14 protein-coding genes are annotated in these 17,263 nt (G+C 67.5%); 4 read left to right on the top strand and 10 right to left on the bottom strand.

Translation table 11 applies throughout. The annotated features are described in order from the left end of the window. Positions 1 to 213 precede the first annotated feature (213 nt). The 4 genes from NVV90_RS18790 to NVV90_RS18775 form a co-directional block, all read right to left on the bottom strand. Positions 214 to 768, bottom strand: a complete 555-nt coding sequence (locus NVV90_RS18790) for a cupin domain-containing protein (protein WP_258438753.1) — start codon at positions 766 to 768, stop codon at positions 214 to 216. Continuing rightward, entirely contained in the window at positions 761 to 1,165 is a 405-nt protein-coding gene (locus tag NVV90_RS18785; RefSeq protein WP_258438752.1) for a PAS domain-containing protein, read from the bottom strand. The genes NVV90_RS18790 and NVV90_RS18785 overlap by 8 nt, the downstream gene beginning before the upstream one ends. Continuing rightward, positions 1,162 to 2,829: a GMC oxidoreductase gene (locus tag NVV90_RS18780; protein ID WP_258438751.1), complete on the bottom strand. Its 1,668-nt coding sequence runs from the start codon at positions 2,827 to 2,829 to the stop codon at positions 1,162 to 1,164. The genes NVV90_RS18785 and NVV90_RS18780 overlap by 4 nt, the downstream gene beginning before the upstream one ends. A 346-nt stretch (positions 2,830 to 3,175) precedes the next feature. Beyond that, on the bottom strand, positions 3,176 to 4,114 hold the full coding sequence (locus NVV90_RS18775; RefSeq protein WP_258438750.1) for an aminodeoxychorismate lyase: 939 nt from the start codon (positions 4,112 to 4,114) through the stop codon (positions 3,176 to 3,178). A 274-nt stretch (positions 4,115 to 4,388) separates the two neighbouring features. Between NVV90_RS18775 and cls the strand changes: the two genes are divergently transcribed. The 3 genes from cls to NVV90_RS18760 all read left to right on the top strand — a co-directional run bounded on the left by cls (position 4,389) and on the right by NVV90_RS18760 (position 8,036). Further along, positions 4,389 to 5,861, top strand: a complete 1,473-nt coding sequence (cls, locus tag NVV90_RS18770; RefSeq protein ID WP_258438749.1) for a cardiolipin synthase — start codon at positions 4,389 to 4,391, stop codon at positions 5,859 to 5,861. Between the two features lie 97 nt (positions 5,862 to 5,958). Next, positions 5,959 to 7,539 carry a hypothetical protein gene (locus tag NVV90_RS18765; RefSeq protein WP_258438748.1) on the top strand — a complete coding sequence of 527 codons (1,581 nt, stop codon included), beginning with the start codon at positions 5,959 to 5,961 and terminating at the stop codon, positions 7,537 to 7,539. A 50-nt stretch (positions 7,540 to 7,589) separates the two neighbouring features. Next, the gene (locus tag NVV90_RS18760) at positions 7,590 to 8,036 is read left to right on the top strand and encodes a hypothetical protein (RefSeq protein WP_258438747.1); all 447 of its coding nucleotides are present in this window, start codon (positions 7,590 to 7,592) and stop codon (positions 8,034 to 8,036) included. Positions 8,037 to 8,052: 16 nt separating this feature from the next. Here the strand turns inward: NVV90_RS18760 and NVV90_RS18755 are convergent, their stop codons facing one another. Further along, entirely contained in the window at positions 8,053 to 8,499 is a 447-nt protein-coding gene (locus NVV90_RS18755) for a hypothetical protein (protein ID WP_258438746.1), read from the bottom strand. Between the two features lie 197 nt (positions 8,500 to 8,696). Between NVV90_RS18755 and NVV90_RS18750 the strand changes: the two genes are divergently transcribed. Then, positions 8,697 to 10,277 carry an NCS1 family nucleobase:cation symporter-1 gene (locus NVV90_RS18750; RefSeq protein ID WP_258438745.1) on the top strand — a complete coding sequence of 527 codons (1,581 nt, stop codon included), beginning with the start codon at positions 8,697 to 8,699 and terminating at the stop codon, positions 10,275 to 10,277. 2 nt (positions 10,278 to 10,279) lie between these two features. On the opposite strand, the gene pabB is transcribed toward NVV90_RS18750, so the two are convergent. The 5 genes from pabB to NVV90_RS18725 all read right to left on the bottom strand — a co-directional run bounded on the left by pabB (position 10,280) and on the right by NVV90_RS18725 (position 17,121). After that, entirely contained in the window at positions 10,280 to 12,400 is a 2,121-nt protein-coding gene (pabB, locus tag NVV90_RS18745; RefSeq protein ID WP_258438744.1) for an aminodeoxychorismate synthase component I, read from the bottom strand. Beyond that, complete coding sequence (locus NVV90_RS18740) at positions 12,397 to 12,969, bottom strand: low molecular weight protein-tyrosine-phosphatase (RefSeq protein WP_258438743.1); 573 nt, start codon at positions 12,967 to 12,969, stop codon at positions 12,397 to 12,399. The genes pabB and NVV90_RS18740 overlap by 4 nt, the downstream gene beginning before the upstream one ends. Before the next feature lie 116 nt (positions 12,970 to 13,085). Next, complete coding sequence (locus NVV90_RS18735; protein ID WP_258438742.1) at positions 13,086 to 14,681, bottom strand: ABC transporter permease; 1,596 nt, start codon at positions 14,679 to 14,681, stop codon at positions 13,086 to 13,088. Further along, complete coding sequence (locus NVV90_RS18730) at positions 14,678 to 15,637, bottom strand: ABC transporter ATP-binding protein (protein ID WP_258438741.1); 960 nt, start codon at positions 15,635 to 15,637, stop codon at positions 14,678 to 14,680. The genes NVV90_RS18735 and NVV90_RS18730 overlap by 4 nt, the downstream gene beginning before the upstream one ends. Positions 15,638 to 15,732: 95 nt before the next feature. Continuing rightward, on the bottom strand, positions 15,733 to 17,121 hold the full coding sequence (locus NVV90_RS18725; RefSeq protein WP_258438740.1) for an FAD-binding oxidoreductase: 1,389 nt from the start codon (positions 17,119 to 17,121) through the stop codon (positions 15,733 to 15,735). Positions 17,122 to 17,263: the final 142 nt, after the last annotated feature.

The raw sequence follows: 17,263 nt of genomic DNA, 5'->3' as shown, positions 1-17,263 counted from the left end.
CCAAGAGCCGCCTTGACTGGTGCGACGACACGGGCAGGAATAACCGGGCGGCTCACAGTGGTGACTTTGACCGGGCCTCCTGTGCCAGGCCGACGCAGCCGCTGACGATCGTCCCGTCGTCGTGAGTTAGAGGAGCTCCGTCACGGAAACCAACCGGCGGAGCGCGCCGGCTGAGACCACGGCGCGCCCCGCAGGCCCTTACTGAGCGGTCGGCTACCCGCCCGCCAGCCGCCGGATCAGCTCCGCCTGCCCGGGGAACTCGCTCACGAGCGCCCCGATCTCCTCCTCCGTCGGCTTCGCCGAATCCGCCGACTCATAGCCCGGCGAGAGGCTGCAACTGACCAGCGCGAACCCGGGTCCTGCCAGTTCGGCGCCGAACCAGGTGGAATGCGGCGCAGCCCCGTGCAGGATCTGGCCGGCCTCCGGGTCCGGGCCGAACCCCGTTTCCGAGTACCCGTCCTCCTGCGAGAAGACGTGAAGCCGGATGGGCGTGCCCAGATGGAAGAACCACAGCTCGTCCTGCTTCAGCGTGTGCAGCTGCAGCACCTCACCGGCTTCGAGCAGGTACCAGTTGGAGCTGTAGAGCGAATGGTCGCCGCCGCCGAACCGCGGAGGCAGCGCCGAACCGGCTATGTTCTCATCGCTCACCATCGCCGGGGCGAACCAGCCGCCAACCCCCGACGGCGACATGTCCAGCCGCTTGATCCAGTCCTTTGCGTCCAGCTCGCCCGGGTCCGCGTCGCCTGCGCTTGCCCCGATGTCACTCACTGGGAGGATCCGCCAGCGAGAAGCACACGGTGATCCCGATGATCGCGCCGGTGTCCAGGGACCGCAGGAGACCTTTTTGCGTCACGATGTCCACGTTCACCATGCCGCCGTCCTTGAGGGGCACCTCGATGGTTTCGTGGAAGTTGAGCAGCGGCTTTCCGCTGGCCATGACTTCCTTGTCGTGCGCCACGTGTTCCGCGCGCGAGTCCTGGTGGCCGACCAGCTCCGCCTTGCTCATGCCCACCAGGTCGGCGAAGTTCTGGTTGACCCACGGGAACACGGAATTCGCGTCCTTCACCACCCAGTAGACGCCGTCCTGTTTGTCCAGCACGTCGGCCACGGTCATCGGCGGCACCGTCGGCAGGACGGCCGGATCCAGCGCCGCGGCGGCGGTCACGGCGCGACTCCCTTGCCGCCGTCGGCCTCCAGCTTTTCGGCAAGGTCCTGGGCCAGGGCCACCATGGTCATGGTGGGGTTCCAGGAGCCGCCGGTGGGCCAGAGGGAGCCCCCGGAGACAAAGACGTTCCCGACGCCGTTGAGCCGGTAGTCGATCCCGACTACGGCGTCTTCTTCTTCGCCGATGGGCAGGCTCGAGCTTTCATGGACCAGGCCCGGGACGCGGCGTTCGGGGATCCCCGGACGGTCGGAGGCCCAGCTTCCGTTGTTCGGGTCGCCGTGCCAGTACTCCACCTGGCCCGCTCCGCCCGGGGAAAGCACGCGCTCCAGCATCTGGAAGGTGCCTTCGTCCATGGTGTCCCAGGTGGCGTCGTCGGTGGCGTTGGCCAGCACCTGCAGGGTCACATTGGTGGTGGTGTCCGCGCCGCCGGAGAGGCGCAGGTGGTTCTCCGTATTCGATTCGTCCAGTTCGCCGAGCACCGCACAGACAAACACCAGGTAGTCCTCCGAGGACAGCAGCTGTGCCATGGACGCGGTGGCGACGACGTCGGGGGCGTAGCGCTCGGACTTCTGGGCATTTGCGGCCGGTTTCCGGTCCGAGAGGACGGAGAGCTGCACGTGGTACTGCATGCCGGCCGGGCTCTTGCCTGCCATGTAGATGGCCGCCAGTTCCAGCTCGCCGAGGGCCTCGCTGAAGTCGTAGTCCTTACGCGGGACCCGGGCCACCACCGACGTGATGAAGTGGGCACTGAAGTGTTCGCCGGCTCCCGGGACCTGGGGGAAGGAATTGAGCACCAGTGTGGCCGGGGGAAGCGTGCCCATGGCCAGGACCAGGTTGGCCCCGCCGATGTTCACCACACCGCGGCTCGTATCCAGGGCCGTGGCCCGGCCGTCCTGCTGGATCACGGACTTCACGGTGCAGTCCGTGACAACGCGCAGCGGCGAACCTTTGCCCTGCGAGGCAAGGACCTGCTGCCTGTCCGAAAGCTCGAGCAGCACCGCCGGCGTCGAGAACTTCGCGAAGTCGATGCCCGAATTGGCGCCGGAGGCGGCGGCCAGCGGTGCCGGCATGGAACGGGTGGCGGAGTCGATCTCATGCAGGCCGGCCGCGAGCCGTTCCTGGAGGGCCTTCTGCATGATCCCGTACACCGGGCGGGTGTTGTTGATGAGATCGACGACGTCGGGGGACACCCCGGCGTCGATCTGGTCGGCCGGGATGACGTTGAGCAGGTCCTCCGCCGTGGTGAAGTGTGCCTTGGCGGCGTCCATGACGGCGCGCGGCCAGCCCCGCATCTCGTCTTCCTCCGGTCGGGGGCACCAGGCGCTCCACATGATGGAGCGGCCGCCGTAGAACGGGACCATGCCGTGCTGCCAGGAGATCTTGCCGGCCGGCTGGGTGGCGGTGGCGGCGGCCAGGGTCCAGGGGAACGTTTCCGATAGCCCGCCGAGCGTCTCCCGGTACGGCAGGGGAAGGTTCTGGAAATGCTGCGGCAGGAAGAACGGGCCGCGCTCGATGATGAGGATCCGAGCTTGCGGGTTGACGGTCAGGGTCCGCTCGGCGAAGGCGTAGCCGCAGAACCCGCTGCCGATCACGATATGGTCGAACTGTTCTTCCTCGCGAACGGTTTTCCATTCCCCTTCGCTCAGGAAAAACACATGGTCCATCACCTTCTGCGATGAAGGATCCTGGGGTCCGGGTGTGGGAAATCCGTGATTGAAATTCTGGGACGAAGAAACTGCACTCACAATGATGCCCTCCATCAGCCTGTCTGTTTTCACGGCACAGTGAAAACAGGGTGCCCCGCCGGACAGAGAGGGAGTTCACCCGCCCCAGCAGGGATCACTGGCATTAGTGAACCACTGATGGAATGCGTTCACAATAGAATCCTGCCGTCGAAATACGGCAATCAGAATTGCGCCGGCAATTGCAAGTCGAGTATCACTTCACTATCCGAGAATTGCCATCACATAAAGTCGATAAGACGTGACAAGATGTCGAATATCCGGCCTTTTACTCTATCCCGGCGAACAGCTCGTTGAGTTCGGCTGTGAGCTGCTTGCGCATGGCCACGGTGCCGATTTCCCGGCCGTTGATGTGGTTGACCGGGGCGATCAGGCGGATGCTCGAGATCAGCCAGACGGCGTCGGCGTCGAACAGGTCCTGCGGGACCAGCGGGCCGTAGCCGAGCTCCCAGCCGGCGGCCTTGGCCGCGGCGAACAGCGCGCCCTGCGAGGTGCCCGGAAGGATGCCGCTGTCCAGCTGAGGCGTGATGAGGCGCCGGATGGTCTTGCTCCCGGTGCCGTCGTCGGCGGTTTCAAGGTGCGCCAAGAGCACGGTCGACGTGGGGCCCTCCAGGACGCGGCCGTCCGTGGAGGTGAAGATGGCGTCGTCCGCGCCCTGCTTGTGGGCGTACCGCAGTGCGGCCATGTTGACGGCGTAGGAGAGCGTCTTGGCGCCGAGGAGCAGCCAGGGGGCGCGCTCGCCGGCGTCGGTGTCGAAACCGCGGTCCAGGAGCACGACGTCGATGCCTGTCTCGCGCTGACGGCGGCTGCCCGCGGGCGACGGCGAAGCCTGCACCCAGCAGGTGCTCCCTGCTGCGCCTTCCACGCCGCGGGTGACCAGGAGCTTGACGACCACCTCGTCCTCGGCGGGTGTGGGAGCCGGGTGGGTGCTGCGGAACTCCGTGATGGCGGTATCGATGGCCCGGCGCCAGGCGTCCTGCGCGGGGATGACCAGGTCCAGCGCCTCGGCGGACGTGCCCAGGCGGTTTAGGTGTGCCTGCACCTTGCGGGCGCGGCCCTCGACGGCCAGAAGCGACTCGAACACGCCATCGCCGCGTGTCGCACCGAGGTCGGTGGCCATGAGCTGCGGCTGGCTGGGATCGACGATGCGGCCGTTTTCGAAGGCGGGGTCCAGGAAGACGAGGACCGTGGGGGCAGGAGAGGTCATGCCTCAAGCTTAGTGCGGCCCCATGTCCGCGGCATTGACTGGGCCCACGATGCCCGGGTTCCCTGGCCGAAGCGAAGCGAGGTTAGGGAGGCATTGGGGATTAGCGCCTAACTTGCTCCCCAACCTCGCTGCGCTCGGCCGGGGCCCCTCGCATGGGCCCACGATGCCAGGGTTCCCTGGCCGAAGCGAAGCGAGGTTAGGGAGGCATTGGGGATTAGGCTGGGGCTCACGGTTTGTTGTGACCATCAAGTTCTTGGACCATGGGGGTTGTCGAGTGCTTTTTCCGTTTCCGCTGGGACTGGAATGGACGTGGCTGCTGGGCGTCTGGGCCATCGGGGAAATCATCCTGCGCATCGTGATGCTGGGCGTCATTCCGGGGAACCGCCGGCCCACCACGGCCATGGCCTGGCTGCTGGCCGTCTTCCTGATCCCCTCGGTGGGTTTCATCCTCTTCCTGCTGTTCGGCAACTTCCGGCTCTCCCGCCGCCGCCGGGAACAGCAGGAGGAAGTCAACCAAAGGGTGCGGGCCGGCACCTCGGCGCTGGCCGACGTCGCAAGCCACTACGACGGCCCCGAATGGGTGGTCTCGGCCGGCGAACTGAACCGCCGGCTCGGCTCGCTGCCCATGGTGGACGGCAACACCGTGGAACTCATCCCCGGCTACGAGGAATCCATCAAGGCCATGACGGAGGCCGTCCGCGGCGCCAAGGAGTACGTCAACGCCGAGTTCTACATCATGAGCAGCGACTCCGTCACGGACGAGCTCCTCACCGAACTGGAGAACGCCGCCGTCCGCGGTGTCGCCGTCCGGCTCCTGTTCGACCACATCGGCACCCTGCGCATCAAGGGCTACCGCCGGCTGGTCCGGCGCCTCAAGGGCAGCCGCATCCAGTGGCGGAGGATGCTGCCGCTGCTGCCGATCCACGGCCAGTGGCGCCGCCCGGATCTGCGCAACCACCGCAAGATCCTGGTGATCGACGGCCAGGTGGCCTTCACGGGCTCGCAGAACCTGATCGAACCCTCCTACAACAACCCCGCGCACCGCCGGGCGGGACGCAAATGGGTGGAGCTCATGGCCCGCATGGAGGGCCCGATCGTGGCCACCCTCAACGTGGTCTTCGCGACCGACTGGCTGAGCGAAACCGACGAATCGCTCGAATACCAGCTGCGCCTGCCCGCCAGCCCCGCGCCGGGGCGCGTGACCGCCCAAGTGGTCCCCAGCGGCCCGGGATTCGTCACGGAAAACAACCTGAGGCTCTTCAATACCCTCATCTACTCGGCGCAGCACCGGATCTCCGTCTGCAGTCCCTACTTTGTGCCCGACGATTCCCTTCTCTATGCGATCACGACGGCGGCGCAGCGCGGCGTTGACGTGGAACTGTTCGTCTCGGAGAAGGGCGACCAGTTCCTGGTGCACCACGCCCAACGCTCCTACTACGAGGCACTGCTCGAGGCCGGCGTGCGCATCTACCTCTACCGGGCGCCGTCCGTGCTGCACGCGAAGCACTTCACCATCGACGACCAGGTGGCCGTGCTTGGCTCCAGCAACATGGACATGCGCTCGTTCTCGCTGAACATGGAGGTCTCGGTGATGCTGCTCGGCGCGGAGACCGTTGACCTGATGCGCTCCGTGGAATCCGGCTACCGGGAGGTGTCACGGGAACTGACGCTGGAGGACTGGCTGCACCGGCCCATGATCGCCAAGTACGTGGACAACGTGGCGCGGCTGACGGCGACCCTGCAGTAGCCCCATGGGGACTGATGCCCATGGCAGCGGGCGGACCGCCGTGCAAGGATATGGACCGGCGATACGCCACTGACCGAACAACTTCCCCGGGGGACGGATGACCTTCTACGGCGCTGATGTAAACCAGCTGCGCGCGCTGGCCAAGGCCGCGGACAAGGCCGCCACCCTCCTCAGCAACAATGCCTCTTCCTTGCAGGGGCAGATCATGGCGGCTCCCTGGAAGGGCAACGACGGCGAGAACTTCCGGCAGGACTGGACCAGCCGCCACCACCCCGGCATCGAGCGGGTGGTGGCCAGCCTGCGGGAGAACTCCCGGGTCCTGCTGCGGCATGCCGAGGAGCAGGAGAACGCGTCGTCCGCGAGCACCGGCGGCAGCCGCCCCTCCGTGCTGGACAAACTTACGGGGAAGATCGGGAGCGGCCTGGACTGGCTCCAGGAGCGGGCCCGCGAGGCCGCCGCCGCCGAGAAACACCGCAATGGGCTCGAAGCGGGCCTGGAGGCGATGGCCAATGCCAGCCCCGAGGAGCAGGCCAATTGGTGGGCCGGCCTGTCGGCCGAAGACAGGAAGTACCTCATCGAGGGCGAAGGCGAGGGCGGGCCCCTTGCGTTGCAGCTCATGAAGATGGACGGCGGTATTCCGGACTCCGCCCAGGACCAGGCCCGGAAACACCTCCAGGAGCTGGCCACGTCCGATATTCCGGTCTCCAAGCAGACCGACAAGGCGACTCTTGACTGGCGGGCAGCCTGGCTCCATGGCGGCGCTGAAGTCGGTGCCGAAGTCGTCGAAAATGCCGACGGCACGGCCACCATGAAGGTCTACGGAAACCTTGGGCTGGGAGTCAACGACACCTCAGGAACGGCCGGAGTCACGCTCGAGGGCGAAGCATCACGCGAGTACTCCTTTGACAGCGTCGAAGAAGCCCGGGCCGCGCGTGACCAGATGTACAAGGACCTGCCGCCGGACAGCATCGGCGAGGTCAAGGACGCCGCCTCGAATACGCCGGACTACGTGCTGGACACCATCAACGAAGCCGCCGATGACAATGGATCCACGGGCCAGCAGGACAAGGTCAAGGGTTCACTGTCCCTGGATGTTGAGGCTGCAGGCGCCGGCTCCTCGGCCAACGCCTCGCTGTCGCTGAGCTACGAGAAGAACCTGGGCGACGGAACCTCGACGGGCACCGGGGAGGCCACCGCCGCGGCGTCCCTGGACTTGGACGGTCAAACGTTCGAGGCGTCCGGAAAAGGTGCCCTGGAAGTGAAGCTGGACAAGGACAACCGCATCAGCTCCGTGGCGCTGTCCATGGAGGGGACCGTGGCCCAGGGCTTCAAGGAAGGTGTGGACCTCAAGACGGCCAACGTTGAATCCAGTATCACGGCCGGAACGCAGGGCACCGTGAAGGTCGACATTGCGTACACGCCGGAAAACAAGGCGCTGATTGACAGCTATCTGCAAAACGTGGCGATGCAGAACCACTCCGCCGCCGCGGACGATGCAGCCAAGCTCTACGACGCCGGTTCGGCCACGGTCCAGGTGAATAGCGTGCTGACGGCCAAGAACGAGGCAGGGGCCGACTTCAAAGCCGGCGAGGTCAAGCTCAGCACCGAGAGCCAGACAACAACCAACGTGACGACGTACCACAAGGTCCCGAACGACGGGAAGCTTGAGCGGCTCTGAGACCGCTGTCAGACAGTCCCGTCCCGATCTTGCTGAGGAGCAACCACACTATGCCAACGCACATTGATTCCCCTTTGGGCTTTACCGCAGACTTTCCGGAGTTCACAGAGCTCATGACGGAGTCGACGGCGGGTCCCAACACCGAACAGTACGGACTCCTGGGCGGCATCCTGGTGACGGTTATCGATGATGGCCAGTCAGTTGACAGCCCCGCCGGGGCCAACGCCTGGGCACACATCAAGTCTGACTATTACCTCAACGAGCGTGGCGGAAGCATCCTGGCCGAAGGCGAACTGCAGCTGCCCGGCAAGGCGACGTACGCCGTCGTGACCGGTTACCTGGACGCGGACGGTGCGGCGAAGTCCGCCGCGACAGTGGGCGTGTGGGAGAACAACCGGTTCCTCGGCATCGTGGTGATCTGGCCCGTGGTCAATCCCGAGGTGGAGCCCCGGATCGATCTGCTGAAAGAGATTGTGGGCGCCGTCAGCGTGGGCTGACGGCATCCATGAGTCTTCAGTAGGTCAGCGTGACATCTTCAGCTGTGCACTCACCGGCGTTGGCGAACACGGCATCGCGGATGGCGTCCTGGGACTGCTTCGAGGGTGTCTCGCCGAGAGAGCGATCGAGCGCCAGCATGCTCACGGCCGCGAAGAGACCCTTGATGTCGCCGGTGGCAGCGTCCTTGGCCTCCTGGGCGCGGAAGTAGATGTCATCGTAGCCATCGGAGTCTTCAGCCTTCACAGCCCTGAGATCGACGACGAGGGAGTTGAAGCGCTCGCATGATTCCTTGACGCCTAAGGCCCCCGTGGAGGCACCCGCCGACGCGGACTTCGACGGCTTTGCGACACTATTGCCCGACGCCGGCGCGGTGCTGGCCGGTGCAGGGGCTTCGCTTGCCGGGGCGCAGGCCGTGAGGCCGGCGAGGCCGGCCATGGCGAGTGCTGCAATCAATTTCCTCATTTTGCTCCTGTTTCCCCAAGGCCTTAAGACCACACATTTCCGCTCATCCACCCTATGCGGATCGCCGCGCCGGCGCATTCCGGGCCCATGGGTAGTTCTCCCCGTTGCGGGTCCCGGCACCATTGCACGCCCCCGGGCCGCGTGCAATAGTGAAACTCCTGCGGCCTATGCAGGCGGCCGTCGTATTCGGAGGCGTCATGGGGCTGAAAGACGAAATTCCCAGTGCACCGGTACCGCCCGGGCCGGGTGACGAGCATCCGGAGAAGGTGCGGATCCTCGCCGAAGGCCGCCTGGTCAGCGACAGGCTCTGGAATGAGGACCTTGCCCCGGCCAGGCAGCGGAACTGGCGGGTCCGCAGCCTCTTTGCCCTGTGGATGTGCGATGTCCACAGCATCGCGGGCTACACCTTCGCGGCGGGCCTCTTCATCACCGGGCTGGTGGGCTGGCAGGTCTTCCTGGCCCTGGTCGTGGGCATCACGCTGGTCTACTTCCTCATGAACTTCGCCGGCACGGCGGGCCAGAAAACCGGCGTCCCCTATCCCGTGCTGGCGCGGATGTCCTTCGGGCTCTTCGGCGCCAACCTGGCCGCCCTGATCCGTGCCCTGATCGCCATCGCCTGGTACGGCATCCAGACCTGGCTGGCCTCCGAAGCCGTGCTGGTGCTGCTCTTCTCGGTGTGGCCCGAACTCATGCCGCTGGACGGACCGGACGTGCCCCACGTCCTGGGCCTGACCCCGATCGGCTGGGCCGCGTTCCTGGTCCTGTGGGCGGTCCAGCTGCTGGTGATCCGCCGCGGCATGGAAACCGTCCGCAAGTTCCAGGACTGGGCGGGCCCGGCCATCTGGGTGGCGATGTTCGCCCTCGCGATCTACATCGTGGTGCAGGCGGGGGACAAGTTCAGCCTCTCGATCCCCGGCGTCGCACCCCTGGACGGGCCCGCCGCTGTGGCGCAGTTCTTCTCCGCCATCGCCCTGACCGTCACGTACTTCTCGGCCCTGCTGCTCAACTTCTGCGACTTCTCGCGGTTCGCCCCGGACCGTAGGACCATCCTGCGCGGCAATTTCTGGGGTCTTCCCGTCAACTTCATCGCCTTCGCCCTGGTCACCGTGGTGGTCACGGCCGGCGCGGCGTCCTACTTCACCGAGTCGCAGTACCGCGGCCAGGACATCTTCAAGGTCATCACGGACCCGGTGGCCATTGTCCAGGCCATCGACAACCCCTGGATCACCATCATCGCCGCCGTGACGTTCGTGGTGGCAACGATCGGCATCAACGTGGTGGCCAACTTCGTTTCGGCCTCCTACGACCTGGCCAACGTGGCCCCGCACCGGATCGACTTCCGCCGCGGCGGCCTCATCAGCGCCGTCCTGGCCATCGTGATCCTGCCCTGGAACCTGTTCAGCAGCCCGGTGGTGATCGTCTACTTCCTGGGCGGCCTCGGCGCGCTGCTTGGCCCGCTGTTCGGCGTCATCTTCACGGACTTCTTCCGCATCCGGCACCAGCGCTGCAAAGTCTCGGACCTGTACCACGAGGACGAAACGGGCCTCTACTTCTACACGAAGGGCTGGAACCTGAAGGCAATTGCCGCGCTGGTCCCGGCCGCCGCCGTCGCGGCCGTCATGGCGCTGGTCCCGGCGCTGCAGACCTTCCTGCCGGGAGGCTCGGGCCTGGGCCCGTACTCGTGGTTCGTGGGGGCCGTCCTGGCCAGCGTCTTCTACTATTTCCTGACCCGCAACGACGCCCGCACCGTGCGGGCCCGCACGGAGGAGCACGACTGAACTCAGCCCGCGGGGAACTCCGCGCCGAGCGCCGACAGCACACCGAAGGCCTTTGTCCGGATCTCCTCGTACTCGTCCTCCATGGAGGAATCGGCCGTGATGGCACCGCCGACGCCGAGGCTGAGCGTGCGCCGCCCGTCGCCGTCGGCGGCCATCACCAGGGTCCGGATCACGACGGCGAGGTCCGTGGCCGCGTTCAGCGAGAAGTAGCCGATCGCCCCGGAATAGACGCCGCGCGGGCCGGACTCGAGGCGGTCCAGGATATCCATGGTGCTGATCTTCGGCGCCCCGGTCATCGATCCGGCCGGGAACGCGGCCGCGACGGCCTCGGCCCGCGGCGCCCCCGGGCGCAGGTGCGCGTCGATGGTGCTGACCATCTGGTGCACCGTGGCGTAGCTTTCGATCGCGCACAGCCGGCTCACGGTCACCGAGCCGGGGACGGCGAAATGGCTCAGGTCGTTGCGGAGCAGGTCCACGATCATGATGTTCTCGGCCCGGTCCTTGAGCGAAGTGGCCAGGTCCTCGCGCAGCGCGGCGTCCGCCACGGCATCGTCGGCCCGGCGGCGGGTGCCCTTGATCGGCTCGGCCCGCATGCCGCCGTCGGAGGCGATCCGCAGGAAACGCTCGGGCGAGGTGCTGGCCACGGCCAGGCCGCCGAAGCGCAGGTAACTGGCGAACGGGGCGGGATTGCGCCGGCGCATGGCCAGGTAGCTCTGCCACGGGTCCAGCCCCGGGTCCGCCGCCTCCAACGTGGTGGTCAGGCAGACCTCGTACGTGTTGCCCTCGTCGATTTCGTGCTGGGCATCGGCGATCTTGCCCTTGTATCCGGTGGCGGTGTCGCGGCTGCTGAACTCGAGCGGGAAAGCGGGGCTCCCGACGGCGGCTGTCGCCTCCGCGGGGGTTGTTTCGCTGAGGCGCGGGGCGGCTTCTCCACGGGGCGGCGCGGCGGCGGCCCGCACGGCCTCGGCTGCCAGCCGGAACCAGTCATCGGCGTCGGGGGCGTCCAGGGCCAGGAGCCAGACGGCCCGCTCGCGGTGGTCGATCACCACGGCCCGGCCCGCGAAGAGCAGGGCGGCGTCCGGCGTTTCGGAGCGGACGTCGCTGCCGCCGGTTTCGCGCTTGAGTTCGTAGCCGAGGTAGCCCAGCCAGCCCAGGGTGAACTGGCCCTCGTAGCCGCGCGGGGCGCGCACGGCGCGGCGCCCCCACACGGAGTCCAGCCAGCGGAAGAACGGCCCGCTGGTTTCCACGGTGGCGCAGCCGGCCGTCAGCCGGGTGGCCCCCGAACTGTGCAGGACCGACTGGCCGAACGTCCCTGCGTCGTCGGCGAGGATGCTGAAGCGGCTGCGCTCGGCGGCCGGGCTGTGGACCCGGCCAGCGTCGGGGACAGCGCCGGCCGCCACAGCGCCGTGCACCGTGGCGGCGTTGGAGGAATCCAGCCACACGGCGTTGTCCGATGCCCCGTACAGGGTCTCGAAGAGGGCGGCCGCATCCGGGACGGCGTCGAGCTTCTCGGACCGCAGCTGCAGGCCGCGGCGGGCGCTGAGTTCGGGGACCAGCACGGAGGCAAGGGCGGGCAGGTAGTTCAGGGCCTGCAGGACATCGCCGGGGGCCTTGCCGTCGGCGTGGTTGAGGACGCGGATGTCGGCGCTGCCCTGCACGGGGTCCGCATCCAGCCATTCCTGCTCCTGGGCGGCCCAGCGGTCCCAGTAGGGTTCGTAGCTGCTGCCGTCGCGGGCCAGGGCCCGGCGGCGGCGTTCCTCACCCGGGGCATCCACCCAGACGACGGCGTCCAGCATGGGCCGGGCGGCCGCCGCGGCGGCGCCAACGCCCTCCACGATCACGATTTCCGCCGGCAAGGTGACGAACTGTGTGCCGTCGTAGTGCTTTTCCCAGTCCCAGCTGACCCATTCCGCTGCTGTGCCCTGGCTCAGGGGCGTCAGGACCGTGGTGACATACCGTTCGATGCCCGCGGCCAGGCCGTTCCAGCCGGGGTAGATGTCCTCCAGGTGGAACAGCGACACCTTGTGATGCTCGCGGAGGCGGGCGGCCAGTTCAACGGCCAGGGTGGTCTTTCCTGCGCCGGACCGTCCGTCGACGGCAATGATCACAGGTGCGGGGGTCATGAAATAGAGGTTACCTGCTTATGGTCCAGGCGGTTCCCTCCGAACGGCTTGCCGGAGCTGTCCGTGATGGCCGTGCGGGCGTGCTCCACAATGCCCGGAATGGCGGCCTGGATGAGGGTCCAGGTGGAGTCGAAATCCTGGTGCCCGCCGTACCAAGGGTCCTCGATGCCCAGGTCCAGGGTGCTGCGGCCGGCCATGGCGGGATCGAAGCTGCGCAGCATGCGGATCTTGGCGAGCGATTCGCCGTCCGGGGCCGTCTCGTGGAGCCAGCCGTAGTGGTCCACGTCCAGGGCCAGGATGAGGTCGCGCTCGCCGAACCATTCCTGACGCCACGCCCGGGCAACATGGTGGGCCGAGTGAATGTGGTGGGCGTCGAGTTTCCGGGCCGCCCGGGGATCTATGGGGTGTCCGGCCTCGTACGCGGTGGTCCCCGCGGAGTCGACCTCCACGTCCCCTCCCAGCCCTTGGGCCTTCAAGGCCTCGGCCAACATGAGCTCCGCCATGGGGGAGCGGCAGATGTTGCCGGTGCAGACAGTAATGATGCGGTATGGGCTCGACGCTGAGTACATGCAGCAAGCATCGTGCATGCCGGCCGGTCTTGGCTAGACCCCGGAGGCCCCCGGCCGCGATTTTGTAAAATCGATGGTGTGTGAAGGCCGGGCGGCCGGTTTTCGAGGTCCCGGGGTCAGGTGCAGACCAGATCCCGACGGCGGTAGCCCGCCAGCGCCGATACCAACAGCACCGCCGCAATCGCCAGCGTCCACCACACCGGCAACCAATCGGCGTCGGGCGCTGAAACATTCGGCACCACATGGAACGGGCTCGTGTTCAGCAGCCAGTCCGGGAGCTTCAGCACCGGGCCGAACATCGTCAGCAGCAACCAGTACACCAGCAGCAGCCATGCCAGCCCTCGCAGGCGGGGAGCCAGGCCCACCAAGGCCAGGGCGACGGCGGCGGCCAGCCACAGCGCCGGCAGCTGGGCGAGGGCCTGCCGCAGGACCGTGCCCGTGTCCGCGGCGGAGCCCGTCACCTTCGCCCCGGCCGCCAGGGCCAGGGCGCCCAGCATGAGGCCCACGGCCGGCGCCAGGATGGCGAGGACCGCCGTCGGCGTGAAGTACCCGAGGCGGGACAACGGCGCGGACAGGACCCACTCCGCCCGGCGTTCCTCCTCCTCCGCGTAGAAATGCAGGGCGAGGTGGATGCCGAAGGCCCCGCTGATCAGCGTCAGCACCAGCAGCAGCACGCCCACGAAGGCCATGAGCAGCTGCTCCTCGGTGGCCACCCGGAAGGCGATCATCTGCTTGATGAAGGGGTTGTCCGCGAACACCGTGGCCATGGTGCTGGTGACCAGCCCGTACACCGATCCCAGCGCCACCAGGCTCACTCCCCAGGTCCAGAACGCCCCGCGGTCCAGCCGGGAGGTGAGCCCCCAGATTCCCGCCTGGCCCTGAGCGGGACCGGGCCGCCCCGGGATAATGCCCAGGCCGAAATCCCGCCGGGAGCGCAGCCACGCGGCCAGCACCGTGAGGATGGCACCCGCCGCGGCAAGCAGGGCCAGCGGCCAGAAATTGTTGTCCGTGGCCGGCCGGATCCGCTCCGCCCACCCCATGGGGTTCGTCCACAGCAGCCAGCTTGCATCCGTGAGGGTATCGCCCAGACCCCGCAGCAGGTAGCTGATCCCGAGCACGGACACGGCCAGGGTGTTGGCCGTCCGGGCCGCCGAGCCAAGCTGGGCCGTCACCGCCGCGACTCCGGCGAAGGCGACGCCCATCCCCGCCAGCAGCGCACCGAGGGCGAAAGCGCCCGACGGCGGGGCTCCCGCGGATGCCAGCGTCCCGCCCACCAGCAGGCCCACCGCGGCGGACGCGATCCAGGCCAGGAGGACGGCGGAGGCCAGCCTCGCGTGCTGGCCCACCACGCCGGAGTCCACCAGCTCGGCCTGGCCCGAGTCCTCGGCGGCACGGGTGTGCCGGGTGACGGCGTAGACCGCCATCAGCGCCACGAAGAACATGCTGAACATCTGCACGCGCCAGGTGACGAAGCCGATGGCCGTGGTGAGGTCGGTGGCCGGTCCGAACAGCAGGGCGAACGCGGGGTTGGTGGTGAGGGTGGCCTGGAGCAGCAAGGCCTCGGCGGGCGAGGTGAAGATGGAGCTGTAGGCGGCGTATGTCGCCGTGGGGATGGCCCCGAAAATCAGCAGCCAGGGAAGCAGCTTCCAGCGGTCCAGGCGGATGGCATGCCGCAGCAGGAGCAGGGTTCCGGTGAACTGGGTGCCGCTCACTGCCGGAGGTTCCCTCCGCCGTCGTCGGTGTCACGGTGGTCTTCACCGTCGTCTTCACCGTCGTCGGGGTGGAGGCGCTCGCCGTAGTGCTGCAGGAAGAGGTCTTCCAGGCTGGGCGGCGTGACGGTCAGGGCAGTGAGGCCATGCAGGGCAAGGGCGCCCATGGCGGCCGCCAGCGATCCCTCGTCCACGCTGAACCGCACGCGACGGCCCTCGATCCTGAGATCGTCTACGCCGGGCAGCCCGCCGAGCGGGGTGGCACCGTCGCTGAGGGTGGCGGTGACGTTGGTCCGGACGTGGCGGCGCATCTGCTCAAGGCTGCCCGTCTCCACCACCTTTCCCCGGCGGATGATGCTGATACGGTCCGACAACGCTTCCACCTCGGCGAGGATGTGGCTGGAGAGCAGGACGCTGCGGCCGCGCGCCCTCTGCCTGCGGATCTCCTCGCGGAAGATCGCCTCCATGAGCGGATCCAGGCCAGCGGTGGGTTCGTCCAGGATGAGGAGCTCGGCGTTTGAGGACAAGGCCGCCACAATGGCCACCTTCTGCCGGTTGCCCTTGGAGTAGGCCTGGCCGCGTTTGGAAGGGTCCAGCTCGAAGACCTCCAGAAGCTCCGCCCGCAACTTCAGGTCCAGACCGCCTCGGAGCCTGCCCAGCAGGTCGATCGCTTCGCCGCCCGTGAGGCTGGGCCACAGGCTGACGTCCCCCGGCACGTAGGCGATGCGCCGGTGGAGCGGAACAACGTCCCGCCATGGATCGCCGCCCAGGATTTCCACCCGTCCGGAATCGGCCCGCAGCAGGCCCAGCAGGATGCGGAGGGTGGTGGACTTGCCCGCGCCGTTGGGGCCGAGGAAGCCGTGGACCTCGCCTTCGCGGACGTCCAGGTCCAGGCCGTCCAAGGCCCTGAAGCCTCCGAAGGACTTGACGAGACCCGCGATGCTGACTGCAGCCGACATGCACTGAGCCTACGCTTGCTGCGCCCCTGCGGACAGGCAACAGGACAGGCGCCGCAGTGCTTGGCTACGGCGCCTGATTGATCCAGGTGGGATGGCTACACGCCTGCCGGTTCCACCACGTGGCCGTGGCGGAAGAGGTTCTGGGGATCCAGGCTGGCTTTGGCCTCCACCAGCCGCTCGTAGGCCTCAGGTGTCCAGGCTTTGGCCCGGTCCGCGGCATCGCCGAAGCGACCGTGCAGGTTGATGAAGCTGCCGCCCGTGGAGAACGGGGCCAGGGTCTCCCGGATCCGCGCAAATTCGCCGGGCAGCGCCGCCACGAACGGCGGCACGGCCAGGCCGGCTCCGAAGAAGCTGAAGGCCGCGTCCCGAGGCCCGATGCAGTCGCCGCCTGCCGGCGCCGTGGACAGCTCGCCGCCCATGAGCCGCAATTCGGCCAGTAGCAGCGGGCTTTCGACGCCGGGCCCCAGCAGCGCCAGCAGGGCCTCCACGGCGTCGTCGTCCAGGCGCTCCAGCATGAAGCCGCCTTCCCGGACGGGCACGGGCTGGTCCGGATCCTGGTGGATCGAGTCCATCTCCGTGTACGGCAGGGGGCGCACGCTGTCCATGGCGATGGGGGCGCATTTCCGCATGGGCCGGAGCAGCTCCGCCCCCTCGAACGCTGTTCCCTGGTGCGCGAAGCGCAGGTGCATCATGAACTGCCCGCGCAGCGGTTCCGGCACGATCTCAAGATCGGGCAGGCGCAGGAAGGCCAGCGACGCCGACACATCAGCCGGGAGCGACGGCGCCCAGGCCTTGAAGGCGGTGAGCACCTCCCGGGCATGCCCGCCCGGATAGTAGATGCCGCCGGCGTAGAACTCCCCGAGCAGGAACAGCTTGAACTCCATGGCCGTGACGATGCCCAGGTTTCCCTTGCCGCCCCGGAGCAGGGAGAACAGCCGGGGGTCGCTTCGCGGAGTCACGCGCTGCTGGGTGCCATCGGCCGTCACCAGCTCAAAGGCAATGACGTGGTCGCTTGCGAAGCCGTACTTGCGGCCCATCACGGGCAGGCCGCCGCCCAGCGTGTAGCCCACCACGCCGACGTCGGTGGTGGACCCATGGAGGCCCATCAGGCCCAGCGGGCCGGCGGCGTCAACCACGGCTTTCCACTGGACGCCCGCGCCGACCCGGGCGGTCATTTCGAGCGGATCGATCTCCAGCTCCTGCATGCGGCGGGTGCTGATGAGCAGCCCGCCCTCGATGGCGTTGGTGGCTCCGTGCCCGGTGGACTGGACGGAGATGGAGAGGCCGCGTTGGGCCGCCCACGCAACTGCCGCGGCGACATCGTCGGCGTCAAGTGCCCCGACAACGACGTCGGGGGTGTGCCTGGTGGAGAGGTTGAAGGCTGCCACTTCGGCGTCAAAGCCAGGGTCCGCCGGCGCGAAGACCGGGCCGCGGACGCTGTAGCGAAGGGTGGAGATTTCCAGGGAATCAATGAGGGGGAGCATAAGCATCTTTCGTATCGAAGGACGGCCCCAGCAAGCCTCAATCAGTTTATCCATCGAATGGAAATGAGAGAAGGCTTTTAAATCACGCATAATCGGATGGTCTTCGCGGGCGCTTGACGGTGCTTAACAGGACCTGCCCCCG

Origin of the sequence: Arthrobacter sp. CJ23 (assembly GCF_024741795.1) — a bacterium.
GTDB lineage: Bacteria > Actinomycetota > Actinomycetes > Actinomycetales > Micrococcaceae > Arthrobacter.
The sequence above is the reverse complement of the archived record's forward strand: the minus strand, read 5'-3'. Positions and strand labels throughout refer to the sequence as shown.